The sequence below is a fragment of the Rhodococcus sp. KBW08 genome (assembly GCF_003852455.1).
Classification (GTDB): Bacteria; Actinomycetota; Actinomycetes; order Mycobacteriales; family Mycobacteriaceae; genus Rhodococcus_F; species Rhodococcus_F baikonurensis.
This window is the reverse complement of record NZ_QAJJ01000018.1, coordinates 60,610-86,060: the sequence shown is the minus strand read 5'-3', so window position 1 is coordinate 86,060 and position 25,451 is coordinate 60,610. Positions and strand designations below refer to the sequence as shown.

Below are 25,451 nucleotides of genomic sequence, written 5' to 3'. Positions count from 1 at the left end.
TGTCACAATCCGACCACGGTGGTAACAGCCCGACAAGGGACAACCTGTCAGTTCGGCAGAACTAGCTCTATGACGAAGTGCCCCCTCGGCGGACGATATAGAAATGCTCCCGACTCTGCGACAAGTTCTTGCGATGCCCTCGTTCAAGGCCGCCGCAATCGAGGTGCTCGCGGGCGACGTCGATACCGCGGTGGTCCGCTGGGTCCATTCTTCCGAGGTGTACGAGATGGGTGGGCTGCTGTCCGGGGGTGAGGTCCTTCTGACCACGGGCCTCGGTCTCCACGGGCGGTCTCCCGAGCAGCTCACCGCCTACATCGACCAGTTGGCGGACGCAGGATGCGTCGCGCTCGCGATGGAAGTCGGTCGCTCGTTCCTCACGGCCCCTCCCGAACTCGTCGAAGCTTCGCGCCGACGCGGGCTCGCGTTCTTGGCCCTGCACGCGGTAGTGCCCTTCGAGCGGATGGTCGAAGACTTTCACGACCTGATGCTCCGCCGCACTCTCGGTTCGGCGCAAGCGGGCGAGCCTGTCTGGCAAGAACTTCTGAGTCTCGTGGTCGCAGGCCAGGGCATGACCGCGCTGCTCGACAAGGTGTCACGACTCGCGGGGTGCGCCGTCGATCTGCTCGACGCGGATGGCAGAACCGTCGAGCGCAGCACAACCGGAGCAGAGCGATCCGAGACCGAGCGCACGATCCACGACGTACGCGGCCCGACGAACTCGCTCGGCCGACTTGTCCTGTGCGGGCGCGCAACCACACGCCGAACCGCCGTCGCAAACTGCGCCGCCGTCGCCGTGGCTCTGGAACTCGGACGTCACGGCGATCTCGGCCCACGACAGTCACTCGCGCAATCGGTGATCACCGACGTGGTGGGCGGTGTGCTCACATCACACGGCGACTTGTCCGAGCGACTGACAGCGGCCGGGTGGACGCCGTTGTCGGAGGGGCACCATGTCCTCGTCGCCGCTGTCGACGTCGATCGGCAAACGCCAGTTCGAGAGCTCGCTGACCAAGTACGCGACGCCGTGCGGGCCGTGCTCGGTTCCTGCGTCGTCGGGACTGCGGCCAATCACGTCATCGTGCTCGCGCACGGGTGGGCGTCCGCATCCCCGGCACGAGTTCGGGCCACCTTCACCGAAGCCGACGAACTGCTACGCCGCGGGTCGGGCGGTTCCGCAGTACGCACGCTCGGAGTTGCGACGCCGGCCGAGGATCTGTCCGGCGTCGGGGCGGCGGTCGCGCAAGCTCGCGAGGTCGTCCAGATCGCGCGACGCTTCGGCACCCGGACCGGCGTGATCCTCGCGAGGGACGTCGGCGTCCAACGACTCCTCGCCGCCGGCACGACGCCCGCTTCCCTGTCCTCGTTCGTCACGGAACAACTCGGTTCGCTGATCGCCTACGACACAGCACATTCCGCCGACCTCGTCCGAACACTCGACGCGTACCTCGCACATCGGGGCGGCAAGGCGAGAACCGCGGAGTTCCTCGGCATCCGGCGTCAGTCGCTTTATGCACGGCTCACGCGCATCGAGAAGCTGATGGGTGTTTCCCTCGACGATCCGGCACAGGTGGTGTGTCTCGGGCTTGCGCTGACCGCATGGCGCATGCGCACCGGCCTTGATCCACAAGCAGCGTTCGAGCGTCTCCCCGGGTGAGCAACCGAGCTTCTGCGATGATGGACGTATGACCGGAGCAGCGGAGTTTTTGATCGAGATCCCTGCCGGCGAGGTGCACCTTCGGGACGACCGCAAAGGCACTGCATGGACCTCGAAAGTCGAATCCTTCCGCCTCGCACGCCATCTCACCACCAGGGCACTGCTTCACGGAAATTCGTCGGGCGATTCGAGCAAACCCGCGGTCGACCTTTCGTGGAAAGACGTCATCGCAACCTGCAACTCGCTGTCAGTCGCGGACGGTCTGACACCCGCATATCAAGACGTCGACACCGATTCTCCGCGGTGGGACCGGGCGGCAACTGGCTACCGGCTCGCCACCGAGGCCGAGTGGCAGTACGCGTGCAAAGCCGGCACCTCCGGCTACCGCTACGGCGAAATCGACGAGATTGCCTGGTACAGCGACAATTCAGGGGGACGGGCACATGACGTCGGGATGAAGGCGCCCAACAATTGGGGCCTGTACGACATGATCGGCAATGTCTGGGAATGGTGCTGGGATCTCTACGACCCCGAGGTGTACGGCACGTACCGGATCTTTCGCGGCGGCAGTTGGGCCGAAAGTGAACGCGGTTGCGGCGCTACTGTACGGAGGCGAAGCCACCCGACGTTCGCTATCGACGACCTGGGATTTCGCCTAGCTCAGACGATCTGAGGGCAGACGACCGAGGACTTCGAGCGCAGCCTCGATCTCTTCTCGACTGCGCAGCCGAACTATCGGCAACGACGGCACATCGACAAGGACCGCGGCCATTCGCTCCGCGTTGTGTCCGTCGGTCCGCCAGGCCCACCGAACCACATGATCCGGATCGAACAGAATGGTGTGCAGTGGCGGCTCCATGTTGCGGTTCCACAACATCTCTCGCTGCAATCGCCGACGCACGGTTCGTGTGATCACCTGGCGCATCACCGTCCGCCGAGGCAGATCCAACCACAGCATCAGGTCCGCACGCTCGGCCAGTAGCCGACGTACTGCACCGTACTGCCACTCGGTCACCCAGGCCGGCTCGCTGGAAAAGCGTCGTACTTCGGGTTCGAAACTCTCGAGCGGAATCCAGTCGGGCCCGTGGAAGAGAGAGTCCAACTCGGTGTGTTCGATCTCGAGAAGCCGACCGATTCGACCGGCGAGAGTCGTCTTTCCGGCACCTGAGGTCCCCGCGACAAGGATCTTCTGCGGACGAACCGTCAGCTCGGCAGGGTCGACGAAAGGCACCGATACACACTAGGGGCCTTAGGCTTCGCAGTCCACCCATTCGATGTAACCGGTGCCGTTGATCGACGCACCGTCGAAACTTCCCCGGTAGGTGTACGCGCCGACGTACCCCTTACCGTGGCCATAGCGCCACTCCGAGTCGATCTCGGCCTCGAACTCCACGATCGTCCTGCCGTAATCGCGTACCTGCCAACGTAGTACGCGCGGCACACGCATCTCACGTCCCTCCGGGTCGACATGCAATGCGTCGGCGTACTCGAGTACGTCGAACACCACGTCGTCGAAGACCTTCGCACTGCCGTCAACAGTCCGAATGTAGGCGAGCTTGCACGCCGTAACCCCTGACGCTCGAACATCGGTGAGCAACAACTGATGCCGGTCGTCCAGTTGAACGATCTGGTAGGTGAAGAAGTCGGCCGGAAGCTTCCACGACTCGGGAAGTGCGCGGCGAGTCAACGATTGCGGTGTCATGCACCGCGCGTATTCGACGGTGCACGGAGCCGAAATACTCACCGGTCCATCCGGACTCGAGATCGTCCCGGAACACTGCGCCAGCAGACTGACATGGTCGTAGACGGGATTGCGCACGAACCACGACGCTTGATCCGTTGCCACGATCTCGAGATCGACGTCGAAAGAGTCGTATCGCCCGGTGACACGGAAGTTCGGATAGCTGTTCTCGATGATCAGGTTGTCACCGAAGGCGATTCGCGAACCATCTTCTTCGAACGCACACTCATCGGCAGCGTCGTACGCCTGATAGAAGTGATGCCCCGGCGCAGCGGTGGAACTCAGCACGGTCGCGGTGTTTCGCGCGTCTGGTACAGCGAGATAGTCGTTGTCGAACACCATCGTCCCGGTGGCACCGATCAGCGTCATGGTGTTGAGGTAACGGAAAGGTCCTGGCAATCGGGGAACGAAGATCCCGTAGTGCGTCCAGGCGAATTTTCGCGAGGCTAGATGCGGGCGCATCATCTCCGGACGGTCGAACGGGCGTACCGATTCGGCCATCCGCTTGTCGATCAACGGAAACGCGCCGTCCAGCAATGCCCGAACCGCGGGTCGCCACAACCGCCGCGAGCGGGTGGCGGAGGCAGTGTGGGAACGATCAACAGTTTGTCCGGTCACGCCCCCAAGTTAATGTAACCAGCCGTAACAAACAAGTGTCGAAGTTTCCTCGTCGACCGCACACCCTGAACACCCGCGCCCTGCGCACGGGACGAATAGCATGTGAGAATCCGCGTACCGGAACCGGTCGCAGAGAGGGCGCAACAATGCAGCACGAAGAGTCGTCGTTCACCGGAGTGGCCGGCACCAAGATCGTCTACGACGTGTGGACTCCGGACCGCGAACCCACCGGGGTTCTCGTCCTCTGCCACGGCCTCGGCGAACACGCGAGGCGCTACGACCATGTTGCTGCCCGTCTCGGGGAACTCGGGCTCATCGTGTACGCACCCGACCATCGCGGGCACGGGCGTTCTGGCGGCAAGCGCGTTCACCTGAAGGAATTCTCCGACTTCACCGACGACGTCCACACGTTGTTCTCGATCGTGACGGCGGCTCATCCCGGCAAGGACAAGTTCCTGCTCGGGCACAGCATGGGCGGCGCGATCGCCCTTTCCTACGCCCTCGACCATCAGGCCGATCTCAAAGCCCTCGCCCTGTCCGGACCTGCCGTGATCATCGCAACCGGTACTCCGAAGATCGTGATGCAGTTGGGCAAGATCGTCGGCAAATATCTCCCCGACGTGCCCGTCGAGAATCTGGAAGCAGCTGCCGTATCGCGTGATCAAAAGGTCGTGGACAAGTACAACGCCGACCCGCTGGTTCACCACGGCAAGGTTCCTGCCGGAATCGCGCGCGGCATGATCACCGCCGCGGAAGGATTCCCGGCACGCCTACCCTCGCTCACCATTCCCGTACTGCTTCAACACGGCTCGGACGACCGATTGACGGACCCCGCCGGCAGCAAGCTCGTCGCAGATCTGGCCGGCTCTTCGGATGTCACCTTGAAGGTGTACGACGGCTTGTACCACGAGATCTTCAATGAGCCTGAGCAGGAAGAGGTTCTGAACGATCTGATCGAGTGGCTGCGTCCGCGGGTCACCGGAGCGTAGTCATGTCGACGTGCGGGATCCTGCTGGCTGCCGGGGCGGGATCCCGCATGGGCAAACCGAAAGCTCTCGTCACAGACGCCGACGGTCAGTCGTGGCTCCACCACGGGGTGACGACACTGCAGTCCGCCGGCCTCTCGCCGGTCATCGTGGTCCTCGGCGCCCAAGCCGAGGCCGCCGTCGAGCTACTGCCCACCACCGATGTCATTGTGGTGATATCGGATTGGCAACACGGAATGAGCGCGTCACTGCGCTGCGGACTCGAGGCGGCCATGCAGATCGAGGGCGCCGAGGCGGCAGCGATCTCCCTGGTCGACGTCCCGGACCTCAACGCCGAAACCGTGACTCGTATCGTGGGCCAGAGCTCCCGCTCACGAAACATACTGCGAAGAGCTGTCTTTCACGGCAGGCCCGGCCATCCTGTCCTGATCGGACGCGACCACTGGCCGACGCTTGCGAAGTCACTCACCGGGGACGGGGGCGCCAACGCCTACCTACGCGAACACGGGGTCGAGTTGGTGGAGTGCAGCGACCTCAGCAGCGGCGTCGACATCGACTATCCCGAAGCCTGATCGCACTGTCACAATCCTCCCAGGTGGTGGGTGTCCGAATTCGGTGTAAAGATGACCCGATGAAACGTACCGTCGCCGCCCTGCTCGACATCGAGATCGACGAGGCGACCAACCTGGAGTTCAAGATCGCGGTGACGCGCGCACCGGGGGTCGAGCTACTGGAAACGATGTCGTTCGTTCATGACGGCAATCCGATCGAACCCCGTGAGATTATCGCCGAACACGGCACCCGGATTCATCTACTCGACTGTGCCCCAGGCAAACTGATCGTCAGCTACGACGCAACCGTCATCGGCCGCGCAGAACCGGCGTCGGTCAGCGACTACGACGTGTCGAAATATCTGCGCCCCAGCCGGTATGCCGAGGCCGACAAGTTCTTCGGTTTTGTCGCCGGGCAATTCGATCTCGCCACTCCCCCGGCCGAACTCCTCCTCGAAGTCACGCGCTGGGTGAGTACACATTTGAGTTATGTTCCGGGCACCAGTCGTGGCACCGACAGTGCGGTCGAGACCCTGCTCGCAGGTGCCGGAGTGTGCCGCGACTACTCGCACCTGACCATCTCACTGCTACGCGCGGTGGGGATTCCCGCTCGCCTTGTGGCCGTCTACGCGCCGGGGTGCGATCCGATGGATTTTCACGCCGTCGTCGAAGCCAGTATCGACAACGTGTGGCGCGTGGTCGATGCAACGCAATTGGCCCCGCGCAGCAATCTTGTGCGCATCTCGACCGGCCGAGACGCCGCGGACACAGCCTTCCTCGATAATCACGGCGGTTCGATCACTTTGCATGCCTCGGAAGTTCGCGCAGTCGTCGACGGCGTTCTCGACAACGACGACTACGCGACACTGACGTCCATCGGATGAAGAGCAGCGTCAGGCGCTGATCTGGTTCTGCGAGGCCATCGTTCGCTCGAGGAACTTGACCGTGAGATCGACGATCGCTTTGCCCTCGCGGAGCGCTTTGCCGATCACCGGGAAGGCATGGATCTGCCCACTCCAGATGTGCGTTTCGACGGCTTGTCCTGCCTTGATCAAGTTTTCGGTCATGATCTCGACGTCCGGACGCATCAATTCGTATTCGGCGGACACCAGGAACGACGGCGGAATCAGACTGGCGTCGGCGTTGATCGGCGACTGCGCACCAGGAATCTCGTCCGGACCCTCGAGCCACCGGTCCTTGAGCTTTTCCACCTGTGACATCGGTAGGTAGGCGTCACGTTTCATGAAATCGGGATCATGGTCCTCGAGGTTCACGTTGAGAAGCGGCGAGTATCCGACGACGGCTGCGGGCCGCGTGATTCCGCGCAGTGCGGTAATTTCGGCGACCTTCATGGCCAGGTAACCGCCCGCCGAGTCACCGGCGACCACAATCTTGTTCGGATCTTCCGCTGTCTCGAGCAACGCGGTGTATGCGGCCATCGCGTCTTTGACGGAGGTGCCGATGGAACCTTCCGGCAACTGTCGGTAGCGCACGGAGATCACCGGTACGCCGGCCTTCGCCGAGAGCAGGCCGCACAGCGCGCGGTGCGTTGCCAGACCGCAGAAGACGAACCCACCGCCGTGGAAGTAGAGGATTGTGGCGCCGGCCAATTCGCCCTGCGCTTTGCGTGGATGCTGCACCTTCTCACTGGGCACACCACCCAGCGTGAAAGGCTCGATGTCGAGGTTCTTCGGCTTCGGCAGTTTGTCCGCCATCGCGTCGAGTCGCTCGAGTTGGCGGATACCGCGTTCGGTGGTCGGCCAGAGGGTGAACATGGGCTTCACGAACGTCCTGGTCAGGCAGAAGATAACCCGTGCTCGCGGGCTCACGTTCCAATGCCATACCGTCGAATCTCGCGTCCGCATAGCGTCCTCCCAGGTCAAGCCGTTTTGTGCATGTGAGTTACACATACTTGTCGGCTGCTGATGTGAACGATAACTGACGCTGCGTCAAAATGACACGACGGGTGGACCTCAATTGCTCGAGCGTGTGCAAGTTCGGCTCGCCATCACGGCCGGGAGAGATACGCGGACAGTCCGCGGTGCCCGCCACGCATCATCGCTTCATGATTCCACTCGAACACCGGCTTCGCGATCTTCGAGGCCAGACCGAGCGCTCCGGACACCGCCACTTGTTGCCGAAATTCGGCTATGCAACCAGATCCAGCAGGTCGCACCGCCCAGCTACTCCACCCGGTCATCGCCCCGGAGAGACGCACTTTCAGATAGCGGGCAACTGAATCTTCGACCTCGCGCCGCCCGAAGACCAGCAGCGTCAGAGGGACAGCGCTGCGGATGGACATGGAGCCTGAGTGCTCGTCGATCGTCCGGACTCGGCGAATCTGAGGCCACCACTGCGAATACCTCTCGGCGTTCGCGAGAACGTCGTAGACACGGTCGGCAGAGGCAGGGAGCGTCCAGACGCTGTGGAAGTCGAAGTCGGTCACGGGTCAGTCTGTCTGCGCAGCAGCAGTCACCCTTGCACCGTAACCCGAACCGCGGCTGCCCACACACCTGGCTTGCTCAGTATTCGAACGTCTCCACCCGTCGCAGGATCTCCTCCGCGATCTTGGCGGGACTTCCACCCACGTCGACGACGATGGCCTGTTCGTCCGGGTCGACGGCCTCGAGCGTCGAGATCTGGGAGTCGAGAAGTGAGGCGGGCATGTAGTGATCGAGGCGGGCGGTCAATCGCTGGCCGATCTGATCCCGCGAACCGGCGAGGTGCACGAATACGACGTGCTCACCGCGAAGAACGTCGCGGTAACTCCGCTTGAGCGCCGAACACGTGACGATGCCCGGCTGACCGGCGTCGGTATGGCTCTTGATCCAGACGGCGATCTTGTCGAGCCAGGGCCAGCGATCTTCGTCGTTCAACGGATGCCCGGTGGCCATCTTGTCGATGTTCGCCTGCGGGTGCAGATCGTCGCCTTCTTGAAGGTCCCAACCCATCGCGCCGGCGAGCATGCCGCCGACCGTCGACTTTCCCGAACCCGAGACACCCATCAGGACGAGCACGGGATACTGCTTCTGCTGTGCCGCTTCGCTGTTCATGTGCTCGCCTACCTAGATGAATGCGCTCAACACGAGCACTCCGGCCAGGCCCGATACCGAGATGATGCATTCCATCACGGTCCAGGTCTTGAGGTTCTGTACCACGCTGACGCCCAGATACTCCTTCACCAACCAGAATCCGGCGTCGTTGACGTGCGAGAGGAAGAGCGAGCCTGCACCGATCGCCAACACCATCAGCGAGACGTGCGCCGACGAGAGGTCTGCCGCAACCGGAGCGAGGATGCCCGACGCCGTTACCGTCGCCACCGTTGCCGAACCCGTTGCGACGCGGATCAATACCGCCACCAGCCAGGCCAGGAACAGCACGGGAAGGCTGCTGCCCTTGATCGCGTCGGCGATCACCCCGGCGATACCGGTGTCGATCAGGACCTGCTTGAAACCGCCTCCGGCACCGACGATCAACAAGATGCCTGCGATGGGAGGTAGGGAACTTTCGAGTGACTTCGAGATGGCCTTGCGGTCCATCCCGCCGCCGCGACCCAGAAGCACCATTCCGACCAGAACAGCGAGACCCAAAGCGACGACGGGTGTTCCGAGGAAGTCGAGGACGGACTTGGGGAGCGCCTCGGAATCGGGAGCGATCACGTCGGCGAACGCTTTGCCCAGCATGAGAACAACCGGAAGGAGGATCGCTGCGAGAGTCGCCGCGAACGAGGGGCGCTGCTGCTTCTCTTCCTCGCCTCGATCTTCCCCTGTGACAAAGAGATCCGGAACCTTCACGTCGACCCACCGCGCGGCGTACTTGCTGAAGACCGGTCCGGCGAGAACAACAGTGGGGATCGCGACGAGGACACCGAGCGCGAGGGTGAGGCCGAGGTTCGCGTTCAATGCCGAGACTGCAACCAGCGGGCCGGGGTGAGGGGGAACCAACCCGTGCATGGCCGAGAGGCCCGCGAGGGTGGGGATCGCGATACGCATCAGGGACAAGCCGGAGCGCCGCGCGACGAGGATGATGACCGGCATCAACAGCACGAGACCGATCTCGAAGAACATCGGCAGACCGATGACCGCGCCGACCAGAGCCATGGTCCACGGGAGTGCTTTGGTGCTGGATCGGCCGACCAGTGTGTCGACCACGCGGTCGGCACCGCCGGAATCGGCGAGGAGTTTGCCGAACATCGCGCCGAAACCGATCAGGATTCCGACGCTTCCCATGGTCGACCCGAAGCCGGTGGCGAACGCCGCGACCGACTCGGCCGAACCGAGGCCTGCCGCCAGTCCGACGCCCACCGCGCCGATGGACAGCGCGAGGAAGGGATGCAGGTCCAGCCAGGTGATCAGCGCGATGATGACCGCGACGCCGGCGACCGCAGCGATGATCAATCGTGCGTCGCTACCAGCGGGGACGACCTCGGCCGCCAGCAATGCTGTGGTGTTCATAGGGACTCCCAGTCCGATGAGTGATTGAGGTCACTGTTCCTTAATTAACCTACAATTTCAAGAGCAGACACTAATTTGTAGTATTTATCCGGCTTCCACCGGGCTTACTCCATACGCATGGGACGATCTACATATGCCTTCTGTCCCGTTTCAGCAGTTACACGACTCGATGCTGGAACAGCTCGGCCAAGACATAGTCGGTGGCGTTCTCGCCCCGGGAACCACGATCTCGGCCGACGAGGTCGCAACGCGCTACGACGTGTCACGAACCGTCATCCGCGAAGTCGTCCGCGTTCTCGAATCCCTCGGATTGGCCTCGGTTCGTCGACGCGTCGGAATCACCATCCTCGGCTCCGAGCACTGGAACTCACTCGACCCCAATGTCATCCGCTGGCAACTGGCCGGTCCGGATCGGTTCGAGCAGCTGTCGATCCTGAGTGAACTCCGTTCCGGTATCGAACCCTTGGCTGCACGACTGGCCGCAACGCGAGCAACACCCGAGCAGTGCGGCGCTCTCACCGCAGCCGTCATCGGCATGTCAGCTACCTCTCGCGCTGCCGATACCGATGCCTATCTCGGCCATGACTCCGACTTCCACCGCACACTGCTCGCCGCCTCCGGCAACCCGATGCTGCGTGCGATGTCGCAGATCGTCGTCGAGATACTCGAAGGCCGCACCCGCCACTCGCTGATGCCCCACGAAGCCGACCCCGAAGCTATTCACCTGCACGGAGTGGTCGCGTCCGCCATTCAGGCCGGGGACGCCGACGCTGCAGAAGCCGCGATGCGTTCGATCGTCGCGGAATCCGCAGAAGCGGTCGAAACAATGCGCGAAAGCCCCGAACCGCCGCCTCATCTGTAAGTCGAGCCACAGACTCGGCGGAATTGGCCCGCAACTGCTCCGCAAGTGGAACGCTTGGCGCCATGACAGCACTCGCTACCCAGAACAGCGCACTCTGATGGCCCGCCCGGTACGCGTCGTCGTCCTCGGTGCCGGATCGTGGGGAACCACGGTGGCCGGCCTCGCTGCCCGCAACACTCCCACCCTGTTGTGGGCACGAAATTCCGAAGCGGCCGACGAGATCAATTCGCAACGGACCAACTCCAAATACCTTGGTGAGCGCAAACTTCCCAAGGGACTCAAGGCAACCTCGGATCTGGTCGAAGCCGCTCGCGAAGCGGACGTCCTCGTCTGCGGAGTGCCGTCGCACGCCGTTCGCGCCACCCTCGCCGAGATCGCCAACGAGGTTCGGGCCTGGGTGCCGGTGTTGTCACTGTCCAAGGGCCTCGAACCCGGCACCCGGCAGCGTCCCACCGAAGTGATCGCCGAGTGCCTGCCCGGCCATCCCGTCGGACTGCTCGCGGGCCCCAACATCGCCAAGGAGATCGTCGACGGCATGGCCGCGGCATCGGTCGTGGCCACCCAGGACGATCGCGTCGCCGCCGCGCTGCAACCCCTGTTCGCGTCGTCGGTCTTCCGTGTCTACCGCAACACCGACGTGCTCGGCTGCGAACTCGGCGGCATCCTCAAGAACATCGTCGCCATCGCCTCTGGCATGGCGGACGGCTTGGGCGTCGGTGACAACACCCGCGCGATGGTGCTCGCACGCGGCCTCGCCGAGATGACCCGCCTCGGTGAAGCGATGGGCGCCAACCCGCGTACCTTTGCCGGCTTGACGGGCGTCGGCGATTTGATTGCCACCTGCATGGCTCCGACTTCTCGTAACCGTCGCGTCGGCGAAGCTCTGGCGCAGGGCCTGACCGTCGAGGAGGCTGTCGCCAAGCTCGGTCAGGTCGCAGAGGGCGTCAAGACCGCCCCCACCGTCATGGATCTGGCCCGCGAATACGGCGTCGACATGCCGATCGCCGCGGAGGTCGAGGCCGTCATCGGTGGCCGTCAAAGTGCCAGCGACGCGTATCGCGGGCTTCAGAAAGTTGCTCCAGGCGGCGAGCACGAGGTGGCGTGAGGAAGTTCTACAGATATCTAGCAATTTGGCTAGATACCTGTAGATCGCCCGAGATCAGTGAGATGGAGCGTCGACGAAGATGTCGATCGCCAGCGGTGACCGACCGCCGTACTGCGAGAAATCCGAGATCCCCGCCTCGCGCAGGATCTCGACGTCGAGCACCGTGCGACCGGTATCCGTGCCGGCGGGACGCCCGAGAATCTCGACCGCCGCATCGGCCATGATCTCGGGTGAACGCGAGTGATCGATGCTGTCATCTCCCCCGAGCAGGTTTCCGACAGCGGCCGTGGCGATCATGGTCTCCGGCCACAGGCAATTACTCGAAATCGGTGCACCTGAATACTCGGCGGCGATACCCAAGGCCGCCAACGTCATTCCGTATTTCGCCAGCATGTAGCCCGGATGGGCACCCAACCAGTGCGGCGAAAAGTTGAGCGGCGGCGACAGCGTCAACACGTGCGCGTTGGCCGACACCCGAAGGTACGGAAGGCACGCGCGGGTGAGCGCGAAAGTTCCACGGACGTTGACCTGCTGCATCAGATCGAACCGCTTCATCGCGAGGTCTTCGGTTTTCGAAATGTCGAGGACGCTCGCATTGTTGACCACGATGTCGATGCCACCGAAGTGCTCTACCGCTGCAGCCACTGCCCGTGCGATGTCGTCGTCGCTCCTCACGTCACCGACGACGGGAATGGCATGACCCCCAAGCCCGTTCAACTCGTCCACAGCCGTGTGGATGGTTCCGGGCAGCCTGGGATCCGGAGTATCGGTCTTGGCGAGCAACACGATGTTCCCGCCGCGGCGCGCTATCGCACGGGCTATGGCAAGTCCGATACCACGGCTCCCGCCGGACATGATTGCGGTTCGTCCCCGGAAGTTTTTGTCGTCCAAAACGAATCCTTGTCATCGTCGACGGTCATCGTCGCTGCGGATGTGGCCGAGGGAAGTCCCGACACGACCACTCGTCGACTTCCACGATATGAGCGCCTCACCGCGATGACTACGTCCGCTGAGCATCAAGAATCGTTGATCCCTTGTCCCGTCAGGACAACGGATCGATTCGGTCAGCCACCCACCGGGCGCAGGATCCACCATCCGCCGAGCACGAGCACCGCGACGTTCACGAGCAGAAACAAACCTACCCAGACGATCGCGGGTATCGGTGAGAGCCTGGCCAATTGATCGGCATCCGAATCCGGCGCTCCACCGCGTCGCATTCGCTGCCGTTGAAGTTCCACGACGGGGCGAGGCCCGGCAAAGAGCAGAAAGAGCGTCAAGAAGTACGCTGCAGCAACTTGCTGCTCCTGGGTCCCCCACCAGACGAGACCGAACAACACTGCGCCCACGACGGCAAGTGAGAAGACTCCGTAGAGGTTTCGGATCAGAACCATCATCACCGCGATGACGAATACGCCGATCCACAGCACCGAGACCGCACGCTGCGCACCCAACAAACCGGCCGCGCCCAGGCCGAGAATCGACGGCCCCACGTAACCCGCGAACGTCATCAGAATGACGCCGAAGCCGGTCGGCTTGCCGGACGAAATCGCAACTCCCGACGTATCCGAATGCAGGCGAAGACCTTTCAAGCGTCGACCGACCAGGACGGCGACGATCAGATGAGCGCCCTCGTGCGCGATGGTGACGACGTTGCGGGCGATCCGCCACAGGTGCGGTTCGAGAACGATGATCACGGCGATCAACGCGGCCAGCTGAACCACCCACGCCGGCGGATTGGGACTGAGCGCCGCCACCCGATCCCACGCGGTTTCGAGAGCGTTCACTCCGCTTGCCCGCGCAGGTATCGGCCGAAGTGCGGGACTGTGAATCCGATGGACCCACGTTCTGCCGAGTAAATCAGCCCCTTCTTGATCAGTCCATCGCGTGCCGGCGACAGGGAAGCCGGCTTGCGCCCCAACTCGACGGCGATCTTCGCGGTCGCGACCGGTCCGTCGTCCCCGGCGAGATCGGCCATGGCCCGCATGTACTCGCGTTCCGCGGGCGTTGCTCGCTCGTACCGTGACCCGAAGAAACCGACAGCGAGTTCTTCCTCCGCCGTCGGCGCCCCGACGCGCACATCGTCTGCCGTGATCGGACTCGACGCCGCCACATCCCACGTGGCTTTCCCGTAGGCCTGAACGAAGTACGGGTACCCGTCAGCCGCTTCGTAGAGGGCATCGAGCACAGATTCGGTGAACTCGACGTCCTCACGCTCGGCAGGTGCGATCAGTGCCTGATCCGCCGCTTCCCTCTCGAGGCGGTCGATCCGGTGGTAGCTGAACAGGCGCTCCGAGTAGCTTTTCGACGCCGACAGCACAGCAGGCAGATGTGGAAGCCCTGCCCCGACCACGATCAGCGGCGCCGCGTCCTGACTCAACTCGTGGCAGGCCCCGCAGATCGCCGAGACATCCGAAGCCCCGAGGTCCTGCATCTCGTCGATGAAGATGGCGATCCCGACACCGACATCCCTGGCCAGCGACGACGCGTCGAGCAGCAACTCGACCAGGTCGATCTCGATGTCGCCACTGTCTGCGCGACCTTTGATCGCAGGTGCGTCGATGCCTGGTTGCCAACGCTCACGCATTCCCTTGTCCGCGGTGGCGCGCAGGGCAAACGACTTGAGGACTCCGAGGAACTGCTCGACCCGTTCCGGATCGCGATGCGAGACCGCGATCTCTCGGACCGCCATGTGGAGCGCCGACGAAAGTGGGCGTCGCAAATCCTGATCGGGTCGTGCCTCGATCTTTCCGGTCCCCCAGCTGCGGGAGATCGCCGCCGAACGCAACTGATTGAGCAGGACGGTCTTGCCGACGCCACGCAATCCGGTGAGGACAACACTTCGTTCCGGGCGGCCACGCGCAATCCGCTCGAGCACGACGTCGAAGGCGTCGATCTGCTTGTCACGCCCGGCGAGTTCCGGCGGTCGCTGACCGGCACCGGGGGCATACGGGTTGCGCACGGGGTCCATGCCCATCGACGGTACAAGCCGAGTAGACGAATATCCCGCTATCTAGCGCGTGTCCTAGAGAGAACTAGGAACAGCAATATCGGCTCGACCTTGTCGAACCGGGCTCCGGCATCGTCGTCTAACCGTCCAGGCTCGACGCTCGGGCGAAGTCCCCGGCCACGTGGGCTCCGATTGCTCCGGCCAGAATGATCGCGGGATGCGCCGCGGCCAGATAGAGCCCAGACACGCCTTCGGCGAAGCCCAACAATGGGCGGGCACCACGCGGGATGGGACGGTCAGCGACTACCGCCTCGATCAGTTCGACGTGGTCACCGTCAACGAGCTGACTGCGGACTGCCTGCAGCGTCGGCTCGGCCAGCTCGCGAGCATCTCCGGAGAACCCGACCGGAACATCTTCAGCCGCAATCAGTGTCGTGTCGTCCAATTGCCGGATCTCGAAATCCGGAGTGGAGAGTATTCCGTTCACCAATGGGTGGGGCGTCGAGAATCTGATGAGGCAACACGGGGAGGCGTCGACCTCGACGTCGACTCCCGCCGACGCCGCGAGCTCGGGGATCGCGGTACCTGCAGCGAGCACGGTGGTCGATCCGTAGACGGGACCGTCGGCAGTCACTACTCCGCACACTCTCGCGCCCTCCGTGAGCACCCCGAGCGCACTGACACCGGAATGCACTGTGGCACCGTACTCTTCGGCACCTCGCAGGAGCGATCGAGCGAACGCAACCGGGTCAACGCCGCCGTCATCAGGCGCGGACGCTGCCACCACCGGGGCCCTCCGTAATCCCGGCTCACGAGCAAGGATTTCTTCTTTACCGATGAGGTCGACGGGATGGCCGAGTGCTCGATGTGTATCTACGAACGCTCGGGTCTCCGCTTCCGTCTCTTCCCAGGTGATCGCGCCTCTGCGGCGCAAACCGATTGGCTCGGCGAGTTCGCGCTCCAGGCGGTCGAATTCGACTGCGGCGCCTTGCCGGAACGGATCTGAGTAAGTTTCTGCGGCACTCTTCGAGAGGCCGACCCAGGCAAAGGAGTTGCCGGTCACCCCTCCGGCCACCGAGCCGTGCTCCAGCACGGTGACTCTGAGACCAACGCGCGCCAGGTGATACGCGATCGACGCGCCGACGACACCGGCACCAATCACCAGGATCGGACTGTCGTTTCGACCATTTGGTTCCGTCACCAGTGGACCATATCTTCGAGCCGCAACCTGGATCCACTCAATTTGGATGCAAGGACGTCGGCGGTTAGCGAAGGACTAGGCCTGTTCCCGCTCGGCGCACATCGGGAACGATACGGTGTGCTCATGCTCTGGCGTTGGTTCGCAGTCGTGATCGTCATCCTCGCTGTTGCCGGCATGTGGCACGTGACCATCCCCGACCGTTCTGTTGCCGTAATAGTCGACGCCGAGACGCTGGGGTGCGCGACCCCGTATCCGATCGGCCCGCTCCAGACGACACCAACTGCGACGGTTCCAGACGATTTCGTACCGGTCGCCGCCGTCACGTGCGACCCGTACATCAGCGACAACGTGGCAGCCGACCGAACCGTCAGCTTCTATGCTCACCGTTGGGAGGGCGATTTCAGTCGGGCAGTGAAAATGCTGAACCGCTCGTCCGCGCACAAGACTTGGTTCCCCGGAAGCTGCGGTGACAACTACAGCCTGGCTGTCCTGGACCAATTCTGGTTGGTCGACGATCGAGGCCGAGCAACTCGGCCGGGGCACCCCTCCGACTCGTGTGGACTACCGAAACCCGGTGGCCTGGCCGCCATCAAGGAACTGACACCGGTCGGCAGTACCGAACACCGAATAGCGTTGTCCGACGACCAGATCTACGAACTGTCGCATTGCCGGCCGGCCTACCGACCAGCCACAACAGGTACCGCGGCGCTGACGTCGCTGTCGGCGGGCAGCGTTTTCTGCCGATTCTCCTCCACCGAATTCGTAGGCACATCGTCTACGACGGAAACCTTCGACGGACTTCCACCCGCTCCCGACTGTGGCGCGTTGGCCACCGAGGTGGCATCGACGCTCTACGTGGACCGTCCTACGAACGAGGAACGATTGCTCACCGTCGAGCTCGACGGCTGTCGGCGCGTCATCGCCGACGGATACGCGCCGATGCAAGCGTCGGGCGAGCTGTTGGCGTCCTTCCGGTAGTGCTGCGCCACAATGGCAGTTGATCTCCCGCCCGGATGCGTAGGTCCCGATGTGACCAGCGACAGCCCGCAATCCTGTCAGGCGCCCGGGAACTGAAGGTGCGCTTGGGTCTTTCCCAGAACCGTCTGGCTCTTGTGCATGACGGTGACATCGATACGTACAGTCCGCGTTGTGGAGTCGATCCGCGCGATCTTCGCAGCGATGGAGAGATCAGCACCATCGACGGCATCGACTACGACGGGCCGAGTAAAGCGAGTTTCATACGAGATCACACCGCTCGGGTCACCAACCCAGTCGACGATGGCCTGCAAAGCAATTCCGGCGGTGAGCATTCCGTGCGCCAGAACTCCCGGTAGCCCAGCCGCAGTAGCGATTGCGTCGTTGAAATGGATCGGGTTCATGTCGCCGGAGGCACCGGCGTAGCGAACTAGGTCATCACGAGTGAGGACCAGATCGACCTTCGCGACGATGTCACCGAGGACGAGGTTCTCGAAGACCGGCACGGCGGGAATGGTCATGCCTCTTCTCCTCTCGCCAGCAGGGTCGAGGTGACCGTCGCGACCAATGCCTCGGTCGCGTCGTGGATCTCGGAAACTGTCGACAGGATCGCACTGCCTGCTCGCACTGTCACCCCTGTAATCGTCAGTGTCGTAGACAGGTCATCGCCGGCGACTATCGGACGCTGATGCTCGATCTTCTCGGAAGTATGGACCACACGAGTCGGATCGAGCCCAGTATCCGGCGTGCGCAGCAGTGCCATGATCGCTCGTTGCTGGACAACGGTTGTGAATGTTGTCGGCGCGATGACATCGACGAACCCGGCCTCCCTGGCGACACCGACATCATGGTGCAAGGGATTGCTCGAACGCACCGCCAGAGCGAACTCGCGAATCTTCTCGCGCCCGACAAGGTACGAAGACGAGGGAAACACCCGGCCGGCGAGCGCTGGGTTCACAGGAGACATCCCGGAATACTAACGGCGGCCGACTTCGGGTTGATTCGTGGCCTGAGGTCTCGTCAGCCCGAGAATGCGATCGAGGAGACGCTCAACCAACTGGACCGCCAATTCTGCTGTGGCGTAGCCGGGAAGCATCCCCTGGGCGAGCCCGGCGACAGCCGCCAGAATGAGCTCGGCGTCGAGGTCGGGATCCATTGACGGCGCAACCGCGTCCCGATTGGTCACTCGTTGAAGCTGGCCGGAAATGAGCGCTGTCAACTCTCTTGGGGCAGTGAGGGTTTCCTCGGCGGCGATTCCTTGTCCGGTCAGTGCGGCAGCGTGGAAGGCGCCGAGAACAATCGCTTCCTCTCGACGTTGTCGATCGAGTGGGAGCATGCCAACAAGGAACGCTGAAATAACCTCGCGAGGTGTCGCTTCCGCGCCAAGAACAGACAACTCCTGCATCAAGCGAGCACCCGCATCCTGACGCACAGCTTGATGCGTCGCGAGAAGGAATTCCCGCTTCGTGCCGAAGTAGTACTGCACGAGTCGCACCGAAATCCCGGCCTCGGCAGCAACGGACTGAAATGTCACCGCCGCGAGCCCACCGTCGACAATCACTCGCCGCACCGCATCGGTAATCTCCCGTTGCCTCACTTCATGGTCGACCAGTCGCGGCATGAGGCTGTCCTTCCCCTTTCGAATGGATGACTTTGACTCGTTAATGATACGCACGTACCGCATTAGTGATACGGTCATACCATCAAAATTGAAAGCAGCGAGAGGGAGGCTCATGCCGAAGATCGGACGATTCAAGAACGAGGCATCAAAGCAGGCGTACGAGAGCATCTACCGAGAACTGGAGGGCAACTGGCCGGTTCCGTCGACACAACTCGACGTGCCGACATCGTTCGGAACCACCCATGTTCGCAGGTCGGGGACCGGCACGGAGACGCCTATCGTCCTGGTGCACTCTCTCGGGGCCAACTGTCTGCAATGGCACATCGTCATCGAGGACCTGTGCCGAGACCGAGTCGTGTTCGCACTGGACACGATCGGCACACCAGGCCTCAGTGTCCAGACTTCTCCATTGACCGGGGAGTCCGACTTCGCCACCTGGATCAGCGAGGTATTGAACGAACTCGAGGTCGATCGCGTCCACCTGGTCGGCTACTCGCAGGGCGCGTGGCATGCCGTTCTCGTAGCACTGCACGCCCCTGAACGACTGGCGAGTGTGACGCTCATCGAACCGGGTGGAGTCTTCGACAAGCCCTCGTGGCGTGTGCTGCTGAAGATGGTCCGCGCCGGTATGCGCCGCACCGACAAGAATATTCGCAAGCTCAACGATTGGCTGTCCCCCGGGTACGTTCTCGGCGACCTCGAGTTCGCCCTCGCCAAGGAAGCGCTGAACTACCGGCCCGGTATCGGGTGGGCACGAATGCTCAAGGATGCAGAAGTGCAGTCGATTTCAGTTCCCGTGCTCGTAATCTCCGGTGCTGAGACGGTGGTCTCCAACCCCGAGCAGGTAGCCGCGAGGCTGGCTGATCTTGCACCTGAAGCCGAGGTGGAGATTTTTGCCGGAACCGGTCACGGAATCCTGGGTCACATACCTGATCGGGTAATTCACCGACTCATGAAGTTCATCCGCAATCATGACGACGCGAAGCGAACGTGATCTCGTGGACAAGCGGCCGACAGCGTGGTGATGAAGCCGGTCAATCAGCTGACCAAGGCGGTACAACTGATTGATGCGAACATTCCTCTCCGACCGCCGCGGTCAGCTAGTGGTGGCCGTTGCCTCCGCCGTTTTGGTCGTGGCGGGAGGTCTGTGGTGGACGAAGACCATCTCCTTCACCGCATCTGCGGTAGTTCAGTTCAGTAGTAATCGAACCGGACTCTACGACGGGTCCCCGCGCGATGCGTACATCGGCAATCGGGAAGCCTCCGATGGCATGCCTGTTCCTGCTGAAAAACTCGCGCAGATACTCGGTGGCAGAGCTTCCGACTACGAGTCCGATCTGACGATCACGGATGCGGATGCACCTGGGCTCGCGGTGACTGCCCGAGGTCGAACCCCCAGCGCCGCCCGAGCATTGGCGACCGACGCCGCCGAAGCTCTCTGTTCGATCGTCGGAGAAGCCAACGCAATGACTTCCGGAGGGTTCACGTGCACCGTCGTTCCACCGGGGAACTGACGGATCTATGTTCAGTAGCGCGGCCGCGCCAGGTTCAAGCCTGTTCCCGCTCGGCGGCGAGGGCAACCGCCCGCTCGAAGGTGTGGACGAACACTGCGCGTCGAGCGACCTTGTGATCGTCGTCCGGTTCGAGTTCATCGATGTAGCCATCCCACACGCGCAGGTATCGATCGCGCCAGTCGATCAGCACTTGCGTCGACGGAAAGGTCACACCGACTCGTTTCGTCTGGGCAATATCGGTGAGGATCTCGAGCCAGGCCGGCACCATCTCCCCACCCCATTCGTCCGGCTCCAGACTCGAATCGTCTTCGAACTCGGCGGTGATGTCGTCCACGATTCGGCCGGTCAGTACCCCCAACCCATCCGCGACAGTGTCACTGTCGAAGTTCCCCGGACCCCAGACTCCCACAAGCCCTCCCGTATCGATCGTGGATATTTCAGGTCGACAGTGAATTTTCCGGTCGACAACCGCGCTACGGTCGCGACCGGCGGTGAGCGTCCGACCCTCGCACAGTCAGAGCTTGCGGTCGTTGCTGCCCGCCCAAATCGGGCTGTCGGCTATCTTCCGAAACTTCGGCGACCCGCCGATTGCTGAAAGCTTGAGCATCAACCAATTCCAGATCTGCACAGTTACCTCCACGTAGTGGTTCACCGTCAACACTAACCGACCGACAAGACTCTTTTGGTGCAGGGTCGCACGAAGAGGATTTCGACGCTGTTGGTTGCGCCGATACCGTGCCGGCGCCTTCAGCCCCCTAAAGCATCAGTAGCACTACACATTCCGATGAATGAATGTAGTTTCGGGATACATAGTGCCAGTTCGTCGCCACAGGTGCCCTCATGGCGCGGCACGGTAACGGTCAAGAAACGATTCACGGATGGACGAGATGTCCGAAATATGTTGCAAGAGTCTAGTTTCAGGAATTGCACTGCGCATCGCCGTTCCCACACGCGATTCCGTCGATTGCGTAACAAGTATACGAAGGACAGCCATCGATCTCCGAAAGGAAGGCGGATCAGGCGGAGGGGGGCGGTAGTGTCAAATCCGGAAAGCGAATCTCGCTGGGCAACTGTTCACGAAGGAACGACTTCACACGCCGGGCACCGAAGATCAATGGCGCTGGTGACTTGCCAGTCGGAGGATGTCAACAAGAAATAGAACCCGTATCGCGGATATCACCAGTACCCGTTACATATTCGACTCTACGTCTCACTGCAGGAGGACTGAGAACATGGCTGATGTAATTTCGTGGATTATCCAGAATCCGATCGGTGCCGTCGTCGCGCTTGTTGCCGACATCGTAATTTTGACGATGACGTCCATCGCGGGGTACTCGTAACGAACCTGCCCTGATCGCACTGTCGCTGCGCGTAGCTCCGACATTGAAAACTTTTATGCAAAAACACATTTCACGAAAGGAACCACAATGGGTTCGATCAGCGCCTTCAACGAATGGGTCAACCAGGCTACGTATGCGGGCGACCCCTTTGCCACCGCCATTGCGATCGTGCAGTTCTTCGCTGTGAGTCTTGTCAACCTGTTCACCGGCGGCCCCATTCTATAAGGGCGTCCACTCTCGGCCCAACGTCTGCGCGGCGTCCATCGCGGCTTGTTCTTCGGCGGTACGACTCCACTCGAAGAGTGCCCGGACATCGCTTGACGAGCATGAAGTGTTGGACGGTCGATCAGGACGAGTCGACATCGGGGCGAATGAACGCCGAAGTGCCCAAGCATGTTCGACGCTCGGCCCTAGCTGTCTTGTTACCCGTCGGTCGGGGTGAGCTCAGGGTTTTCCTGGATGAAATGCAGATAGCGAGCCCGTACGCTATCGCAATGGACTTGATGGTCTGGATCGTCACGACGCCATTTCTAGCAGCGGCACTTGCGGGCGTGATGCGACGAACGCTGGGGACGAGAGTCGGATGGCCGCGAACACTTGCGGTCGCGGTGATAGCCCTCTCGGTGGGGGTTCCACTGTCGGGATACGTCGCAACACTTGCAGGAATTGCCAGCCAGGACGATCAACTTCTGGTGAGCGTGGGAACCGCGCTCATATTCTTCGGAGTTGTCGCACTCTGGGTGTTCGCAGTATGCCTGGCCGCATTGGTTTTCCTCGAAGTCGTTATTCCTACGGGTTCCCTACCTGGCCCGTCAGAAGCCTTGCGGCGCAGCCGCAAATCCTGGCGACGGACGAAACGGTACGTCCAGATCATGAGTATCTTCATGCGAGCGGGAGGCGGGTCCGCTCTCCGTGCCGGACCGTCCGCACCTCAGTTCGGGGACGCGTTGGTGGATATTGTCAGCCGATGCGGTGTCACTTTCGTGAAGTTGGGACAGATCCTCGGGACGCGAGACGACCTCATCCCACCCGAGTTGGCGCGCGCACTCTCGTCACTGCAAAGTTCGGCACGCCCAGCTGATCCCGACCGCATTGCGGAGCTACTGGCATCGGAACTCGGGGACACCCCCGAGGCGGTGTTCGCTTGGTTCGATATGGAGCCGTTCGCCGCCGCCTCTGTTGCACAGGTTCATTCCGCGCGCACCACCGAAGGCACCGAGGTGGTGGTGAAGGTTCAACGACCCGAGGCCGGCACACAGGTGAGCGTGGATTGCGATATCTTCCTCCGCGTGTCATCGCTTGCGGAGACCCGCTTTCCCTGGGCACACGATATCGGCGTTTATCGACTCGCCGGCGGCCTCGTCACGTCACTACTCGAGGAACTCGACTACCGCACCGAAGCAGCGAATACCGGCGCGATTGCTTCCACCATGTCGAACCGCCCGGATATCGTCGTTCCTCACATCTACCCCAACCTCAGTAGCGGACGGGTGCTCGTGATGGAACGTCTTCGCGGCGCACCACTTTCCGATGGCGAGGCAGCGCTCACCGACGTCGATGTCGACGCCCGCAGCAGTATTGCCACCGAGCTTCTTGCGTCGTTGCTCGACGGGATCTTCGTCCACGGTGTATTTCACGCCGATCTTCACCCCGGAAACATCCTGATCCTCGACGACGGACGTATCGGGCTACTCGACTTCGGGGCTGTCGGAGTTCTGGACGGAGAGACACGGATCCTGTTCGCCGTGCTCCTGAACGCCGCCCTGGCAGGTGATCCGGTGGCGACCGTCGACGCGATGCTCATGGCATTCGACGTACCGTCCGAAGTGGATCGAGGAGCACTACGTCACCAGGTAGGCCGAGAGATCACCCTGCTCAGTGTCCAACCCAATGTTTCCATGGCATCGTTCGCGCGAATGTTCACCGTGCTTCGAGAGCACCGAATTGGAGTGCCGGGAGACATTGCCGCCGCATTCCGTTCGCTCGCGTCTTTGGAGCGCGCCCTCCGGCTCCTGGATCCGCAGATCGACCTCGTCGCAGCTGTTCGGGCCGAAGTACCCCGACTGTTGACCCAGGTCGCGAGCCCGGCTGCAGCCGCGCAGGCGATCTTGTCGACGACGGCGGTCACAACCGCGGTGGTCAGGCGCCTGCCTGGTCAGCTCGACCAGATCGCGACCTCGATCGCGTCGGGAAACTTCACACTTCGAACCCGCTCCGTCGCACATCCCGACGACAGGCGATGGCTCCGACGGTCGGCGAACAACGCCCTGGGTATGGCGGCTGGAGTGACCGCCCTGATAGTTGCGGCGATCCTGCTATTCGTACCCGGCGGTCCTCAACTCACACCTCAGCTGTCGGGCTACGCACTCGTGAGTGCGGTACTGGGCTTCGTCGGCGTCGTTCTGTGCATGCGGACCGTGTTCCGCTTGTTCACGCTCGACAACAGGTAGCGAACAAGCACGCACGCCGGCACTGAGCACTGGCGGTAAGGTCAGATCCGTGTCTGAGATCGAGCGCTTGCCGTATCGGCTGTTGACCGGACCCGACGATGCGGAGTTCTGCCGTCGCGTATCCGCGGCTCTCGCCGACGGATACGTCCTGCATGGTTCTCCCGCTGCGACATTCGACGGTGAGCATGTGATCGTCGCTCAAGCGATAGTGCTGCCACCGACCGAGGCGCGATCCCGCGCGTAGCCGACTGTGACGGGTCGTCCGAGACAAGGATGAATCATGCCGGTGTTCATCGCTTGATCTCGATGTCGTCGAAGTCAAGCGCCAGGAGCGTCGGCCGCGAGAGAACGCGGCCGCCTGGGACTCGCGGAAGTACGCGCCGTCGAGTGGGAAGGGTGAGACCGTCGAACTGGCGGTGCTGGTCGCAGTAGAGAGCAGCTTTCGCCCAGCTGCCTACCGGTTCGGCAACGAAGTCGTGACGGCGGATGAGGCCTCCGTTGTCGACGTAGAAGGTCTGTTGCGGGCAATGGGTGTCGAGTCCCGGCGCAAATGTTGCCTCTAATCGTCGCCATTGCTGCCCGGCTTCCTGCCACGGTTCGGCTTCGGCGACAGTGATGTCGTCGCGGGCCAGGAGCAACGGCGCGTTCAAGTAATTCCAGAAGGCGTATCCGGCGAAGTAGGCGGTGTCGAGCGCATCCCAGTGAAAGTTGCGTCGGATTCCACTCATCCCGAAGAACTCCGGACGCGGGTCGGTTCGGCCGTCCAGCTGTTCACCGTCACGGGTTTCGATCCGCACGACGCCCTTGTCGAACACAGCGCGCTCGCCGACACGCGGAAAGTCATGGAGGACAGTGTGTTGATCGGCGACTTGAACCTCGACCGTGAACTTCGACAGCTTGTTGCCTGCGAAGCGCTGAGGCAACAGACCGCTCAAGCGTCCCCGGGCCGTGATCGCTGAAACCGACTGCCAACGTTCGACTCCGCCATGTGCGGTGAGGACTTCATCGAGCAATTCGTTCATGATGTGAGACTCTTCGTCCCCTGACGAAATTGGGGAAATCAGCGATCAGACGGCCGCGGGGCTGTAGTTGCGTTCTTCCGGCGGTACCACTGCCAACCCGCAGTGATGATGACAGCGCCGGCGAGGGAGCCCAGGATGCCGCTGGGGCGCAATGATATTCCGTCGCCTGCAATCAAACTCACAAGCAGTCCACCCACCAGCGAACCACCGATTCCAGCGATGAACGCGAAGGTCCAATCCACTCGTGCGGCCTTTTGCCCCAGAATCAACTGGGCTCCCGCTCCGATGACGATCCCGAACAGAAGTATTCCGATGATGAGCATGAGCTGAGGCCCTTTCGTGGAGTGACGGCGCAAGACGCGAACGACTTACTCTGCGCCATCTTTCCGGTATGTCCCCTATGCCGTGGT

General features: G+C 62.3%; 29 protein-coding genes. 13 read left to right on the top strand and 16 right to left on the bottom strand.

Translation table 11 applies throughout. The annotated features are described in order from the left end of the window. The first annotated feature begins 133 nt into the window (after window positions 1-133). Window positions 134-1,654 (top strand): PucR family transcriptional regulator, encoded by a 1,521-nt coding sequence (locus DBV08_RS24125; protein ID WP_260395737.1) that lies wholly within the window; start codon window positions 134-136, stop codon window positions 1,652-1,654. Window positions 1,655-1,682: 28 nt separating this feature from the next. Continuing rightward, a complete protein-coding gene (locus tag DBV08_RS24120; protein ID WP_124569125.1) occupies window positions 1,683-2,327 on the top strand; it encodes a formylglycine-generating enzyme family protein in 645 nt (214 codons plus the stop codon). On the opposite strand, the gene DBV08_RS24115 is transcribed toward DBV08_RS24120, so the two are convergent. Together DBV08_RS24115 and DBV08_RS24110 are read right to left on the bottom strand one after the other, a co-directional pair. Beyond that, window positions 2,310-2,885, bottom strand: coding sequence for an AAA family ATPase (locus DBV08_RS24115; RefSeq protein ID WP_124569124.1), 576 nt, complete (start codon window positions 2,883-2,885; stop codon window positions 2,310-2,312). The genes DBV08_RS24120 and DBV08_RS24115 overlap by 18 nt on opposite strands. 18 nt (window positions 2,886-2,903) lie before the next feature. Further along, window positions 2,904-4,013, bottom strand: a complete 1,110-nt coding sequence (locus DBV08_RS24110; protein WP_124569123.1) for a DUF6670 family protein — start codon at window positions 4,011-4,013, stop codon at window positions 2,904-2,906. 146 nt (window positions 4,014-4,159) lie between these two features. On the opposite strand from DBV08_RS24110, the gene DBV08_RS24105 reads away from it, so the two are divergent. The 3 genes from DBV08_RS24105 to DBV08_RS24095 are packed head-to-tail and all read left to right on the top strand — an operon-like array spanning window position 4,160 to window position 6,434. Continuing rightward, a complete protein-coding gene (locus DBV08_RS24105; protein WP_019745522.1) occupies window positions 4,160-5,002 on the top strand; it encodes an alpha/beta hydrolase in 843 nt (280 codons plus the stop codon). Window positions 5,003-5,004: 2 nt separating this feature from the next. Continuing rightward, complete coding sequence (locus DBV08_RS24100) at window positions 5,005-5,571, top strand: NTP transferase domain-containing protein (RefSeq protein ID WP_095972068.1); 567 nt, start codon at window positions 5,005-5,007, stop codon at window positions 5,569-5,571. A 59-nt stretch (window positions 5,572-5,630) separates the two neighbouring features. Then, window positions 5,631-6,434, top strand: a complete 804-nt coding sequence (locus tag DBV08_RS24095) for a transglutaminase family protein (protein WP_124569122.1) — start codon at window positions 5,631-5,633, stop codon at window positions 6,432-6,434. 9 nt (window positions 6,435-6,443) lie between these two features. On the opposite strand, the gene DBV08_RS24090 is transcribed toward DBV08_RS24095, so the two are convergent. From DBV08_RS24090 to DBV08_RS24075, 4 genes are all read right to left on the bottom strand, one after another. Further along, a complete protein-coding gene (locus tag DBV08_RS24090) occupies window positions 6,444-7,415 on the bottom strand; it encodes an alpha/beta hydrolase (RefSeq protein ID WP_095972066.1) in 972 nt (323 codons plus the stop codon). Window positions 7,416-7,558: 143 nt separating this feature from the next. Continuing rightward, a complete protein-coding gene (locus DBV08_RS24085) occupies window positions 7,559-7,996 on the bottom strand; it encodes an SRPBCC family protein (protein WP_124569121.1) in 438 nt (145 codons plus the stop codon). 76 nt (window positions 7,997-8,072) lie between these two features. Next, complete coding sequence (locus DBV08_RS24080) at window positions 8,073-8,603, bottom strand: gluconokinase (RefSeq protein WP_003940404.1); 531 nt, start codon at window positions 8,601-8,603, stop codon at window positions 8,073-8,075. Between the two features lie 12 nt (window positions 8,604-8,615). Beyond that, window positions 8,616-10,004: a GntP family permease gene (locus DBV08_RS24075; protein WP_095972064.1), complete on the bottom strand. Its 1,389-nt coding sequence runs from the start codon at window positions 10,002-10,004 to the stop codon at window positions 8,616-8,618. Between the two features lie 133 nt (window positions 10,005-10,137). On the opposite strand from DBV08_RS24075, the gene DBV08_RS24070 reads away from it, so the two are divergent. Both DBV08_RS24070 and DBV08_RS24065 read left to right on the top strand, forming a co-directional pair. Then, window positions 10,138-10,866 carry a FadR/GntR family transcriptional regulator gene (locus DBV08_RS24070; protein WP_047272025.1) on the top strand — a complete coding sequence of 243 codons (729 nt, stop codon included), beginning with the start codon at window positions 10,138-10,140 and terminating at the stop codon, window positions 10,864-10,866. 97 nt (window positions 10,867-10,963) lie between these two features. Further along, on the top strand, window positions 10,964-11,971 hold the full coding sequence (locus DBV08_RS24065; RefSeq protein ID WP_019745531.1) for an NAD(P)H-dependent glycerol-3-phosphate dehydrogenase: 1,008 nt from the start codon (window positions 10,964-10,966) through the stop codon (window positions 11,969-11,971). Between the two features lie 54 nt (window positions 11,972-12,025). On the opposite strand, the gene DBV08_RS24060 is transcribed toward DBV08_RS24065, so the two are convergent. The 4 genes from DBV08_RS24060 to DBV08_RS24045 form a co-directional block, all read right to left on the bottom strand. After that, window positions 12,026-12,862 carry an NAD(P)-dependent oxidoreductase gene (locus tag DBV08_RS24060; protein ID WP_124569120.1) on the bottom strand — a complete coding sequence of 279 codons (837 nt, stop codon included), beginning with the start codon at window positions 12,860-12,862 and terminating at the stop codon, window positions 12,026-12,028. Between the two features lie 173 nt (window positions 12,863-13,035). Beyond that, window positions 13,036-13,755 (bottom strand): M50 family metallopeptidase, encoded by a 720-nt coding sequence (locus tag DBV08_RS24055; RefSeq protein WP_003940327.1) that lies wholly within the window; start codon window positions 13,753-13,755, stop codon window positions 13,036-13,038. Beyond that, a complete protein-coding gene (locus DBV08_RS24050) occupies window positions 13,752-14,939 on the bottom strand; it encodes an ATP-binding protein (RefSeq protein WP_124569119.1) in 1,188 nt (395 codons plus the stop codon). Before DBV08_RS24050 ends, DBV08_RS24055 begins: the two co-directional genes overlap by 4 nt. Before the next feature lie 118 nt (window positions 14,940-15,057). Continuing rightward, complete coding sequence (locus DBV08_RS24045) at window positions 15,058-16,119, bottom strand: FAD-binding oxidoreductase (RefSeq protein WP_124569118.1); 1,062 nt, start codon at window positions 16,117-16,119, stop codon at window positions 15,058-15,060. A 123-nt stretch (window positions 16,120-16,242) separates the two neighbouring features. Between DBV08_RS24045 and DBV08_RS24040 the strand changes: the two genes are divergently transcribed. Then, on the top strand, window positions 16,243-17,097 hold the full coding sequence (locus DBV08_RS24040) for a hypothetical protein (protein WP_124569117.1): 855 nt from the start codon (window positions 16,243-16,245) through the stop codon (window positions 17,095-17,097). Between the two features lie 77 nt (window positions 17,098-17,174). Here DBV08_RS24040 and DBV08_RS24035 read toward each other — a convergent pair whose 3' ends face one another. Genes DBV08_RS24035 through DBV08_RS24025 form a run of 3 tightly spaced genes read right to left on the bottom strand, consistent with a single transcriptional unit; the run spans window position 17,175 to window position 18,715 of the window. Next, window positions 17,175-17,615, bottom strand: a complete 441-nt coding sequence (locus DBV08_RS24035) for a MaoC/PaaZ C-terminal domain-containing protein (protein WP_124569116.1) — start codon at window positions 17,613-17,615, stop codon at window positions 17,175-17,177. Beyond that, on the bottom strand, window positions 17,612-18,061 hold the full coding sequence (locus DBV08_RS24030; RefSeq protein ID WP_124569115.1) for a MaoC family dehydratase N-terminal domain-containing protein: 450 nt from the start codon (window positions 18,059-18,061) through the stop codon (window positions 17,612-17,614). Before DBV08_RS24030 ends, DBV08_RS24035 begins: the two co-directional genes overlap by 4 nt. A 9-nt stretch (window positions 18,062-18,070) precedes the next feature. Next, window positions 18,071-18,715 carry a TetR/AcrR family transcriptional regulator gene (locus tag DBV08_RS24025; RefSeq protein ID WP_124569114.1) on the bottom strand — a complete coding sequence of 215 codons (645 nt, stop codon included), beginning with the start codon at window positions 18,713-18,715 and terminating at the stop codon, window positions 18,071-18,073. A gap of 112 nt (window positions 18,716-18,827) precedes the next feature. On the opposite strand from DBV08_RS24025, the gene DBV08_RS24020 reads away from it, so the two are divergent. Together DBV08_RS24020 and DBV08_RS24015 are read left to right on the top strand one after the other, a co-directional pair. Further along, window positions 18,828-19,709 carry an alpha/beta fold hydrolase gene (locus DBV08_RS24020; RefSeq protein WP_124569113.1) on the top strand — a complete coding sequence of 294 codons (882 nt, stop codon included), beginning with the start codon at window positions 18,828-18,830 and terminating at the stop codon, window positions 19,707-19,709. 73 nt (window positions 19,710-19,782) lie between these two features. After that, window positions 19,783-20,229, top strand: a complete 447-nt coding sequence (locus DBV08_RS24015; RefSeq protein WP_124569112.1) for a hypothetical protein — start codon at window positions 19,783-19,785, stop codon at window positions 20,227-20,229. 34 nt (window positions 20,230-20,263) lie between these two features. On the opposite strand, the gene DBV08_RS24010 is transcribed toward DBV08_RS24015, so the two are convergent. Further along, entirely contained in the window at window positions 20,264-20,638 is a 375-nt protein-coding gene (locus DBV08_RS24010; RefSeq protein ID WP_124569111.1) for a DUF4259 domain-containing protein, read from the bottom strand. 1,018 nt (window positions 20,639-21,656) lie between these two features. On the opposite strand from DBV08_RS24010, the gene DBV08_RS32410 reads away from it, so the two are divergent. The 3 genes from DBV08_RS32410 to DBV08_RS24000 all read left to right on the top strand — a co-directional run bounded on the left by DBV08_RS32410 (window position 21,657) and on the right by DBV08_RS24000 (window position 24,263). Next, window positions 21,657-21,794, top strand: coding sequence for a hypothetical protein (locus DBV08_RS32410; protein WP_166812135.1), 138 nt, complete (start codon window positions 21,657-21,659; stop codon window positions 21,792-21,794). A 269-nt stretch (window positions 21,795-22,063) separates the two neighbouring features. After that, on the top strand, window positions 22,064-24,019 hold the full coding sequence (locus DBV08_RS24005) for an AarF/ABC1/UbiB kinase family protein (protein WP_260395734.1): 1,956 nt from the start codon (window positions 22,064-22,066) through the stop codon (window positions 24,017-24,019). Between the two features lie 49 nt (window positions 24,020-24,068). Beyond that, complete coding sequence (locus DBV08_RS24000) at window positions 24,069-24,263, top strand: DUF1737 domain-containing protein (RefSeq protein ID WP_095972056.1); 195 nt, start codon at window positions 24,069-24,071, stop codon at window positions 24,261-24,263. Between the two features lie 46 nt (window positions 24,264-24,309). Here DBV08_RS24000 and DBV08_RS23995 read toward each other — a convergent pair whose 3' ends face one another. Together DBV08_RS23995 and DBV08_RS23990 are read right to left on the bottom strand one after the other, a co-directional pair. Next, window positions 24,310-25,041, bottom strand: a complete 732-nt coding sequence (locus DBV08_RS23995; RefSeq protein ID WP_124569110.1) for a hypothetical protein — start codon at window positions 25,039-25,041, stop codon at window positions 24,310-24,312. A 38-nt stretch (window positions 25,042-25,079) separates the two neighbouring features. Beyond that, complete coding sequence (locus DBV08_RS23990) at window positions 25,080-25,364, bottom strand: hypothetical protein (protein ID WP_095972054.1); 285 nt, start codon at window positions 25,362-25,364, stop codon at window positions 25,080-25,082. Between the last annotated feature and the right edge of the window lie 87 nt (window positions 25,365-25,451).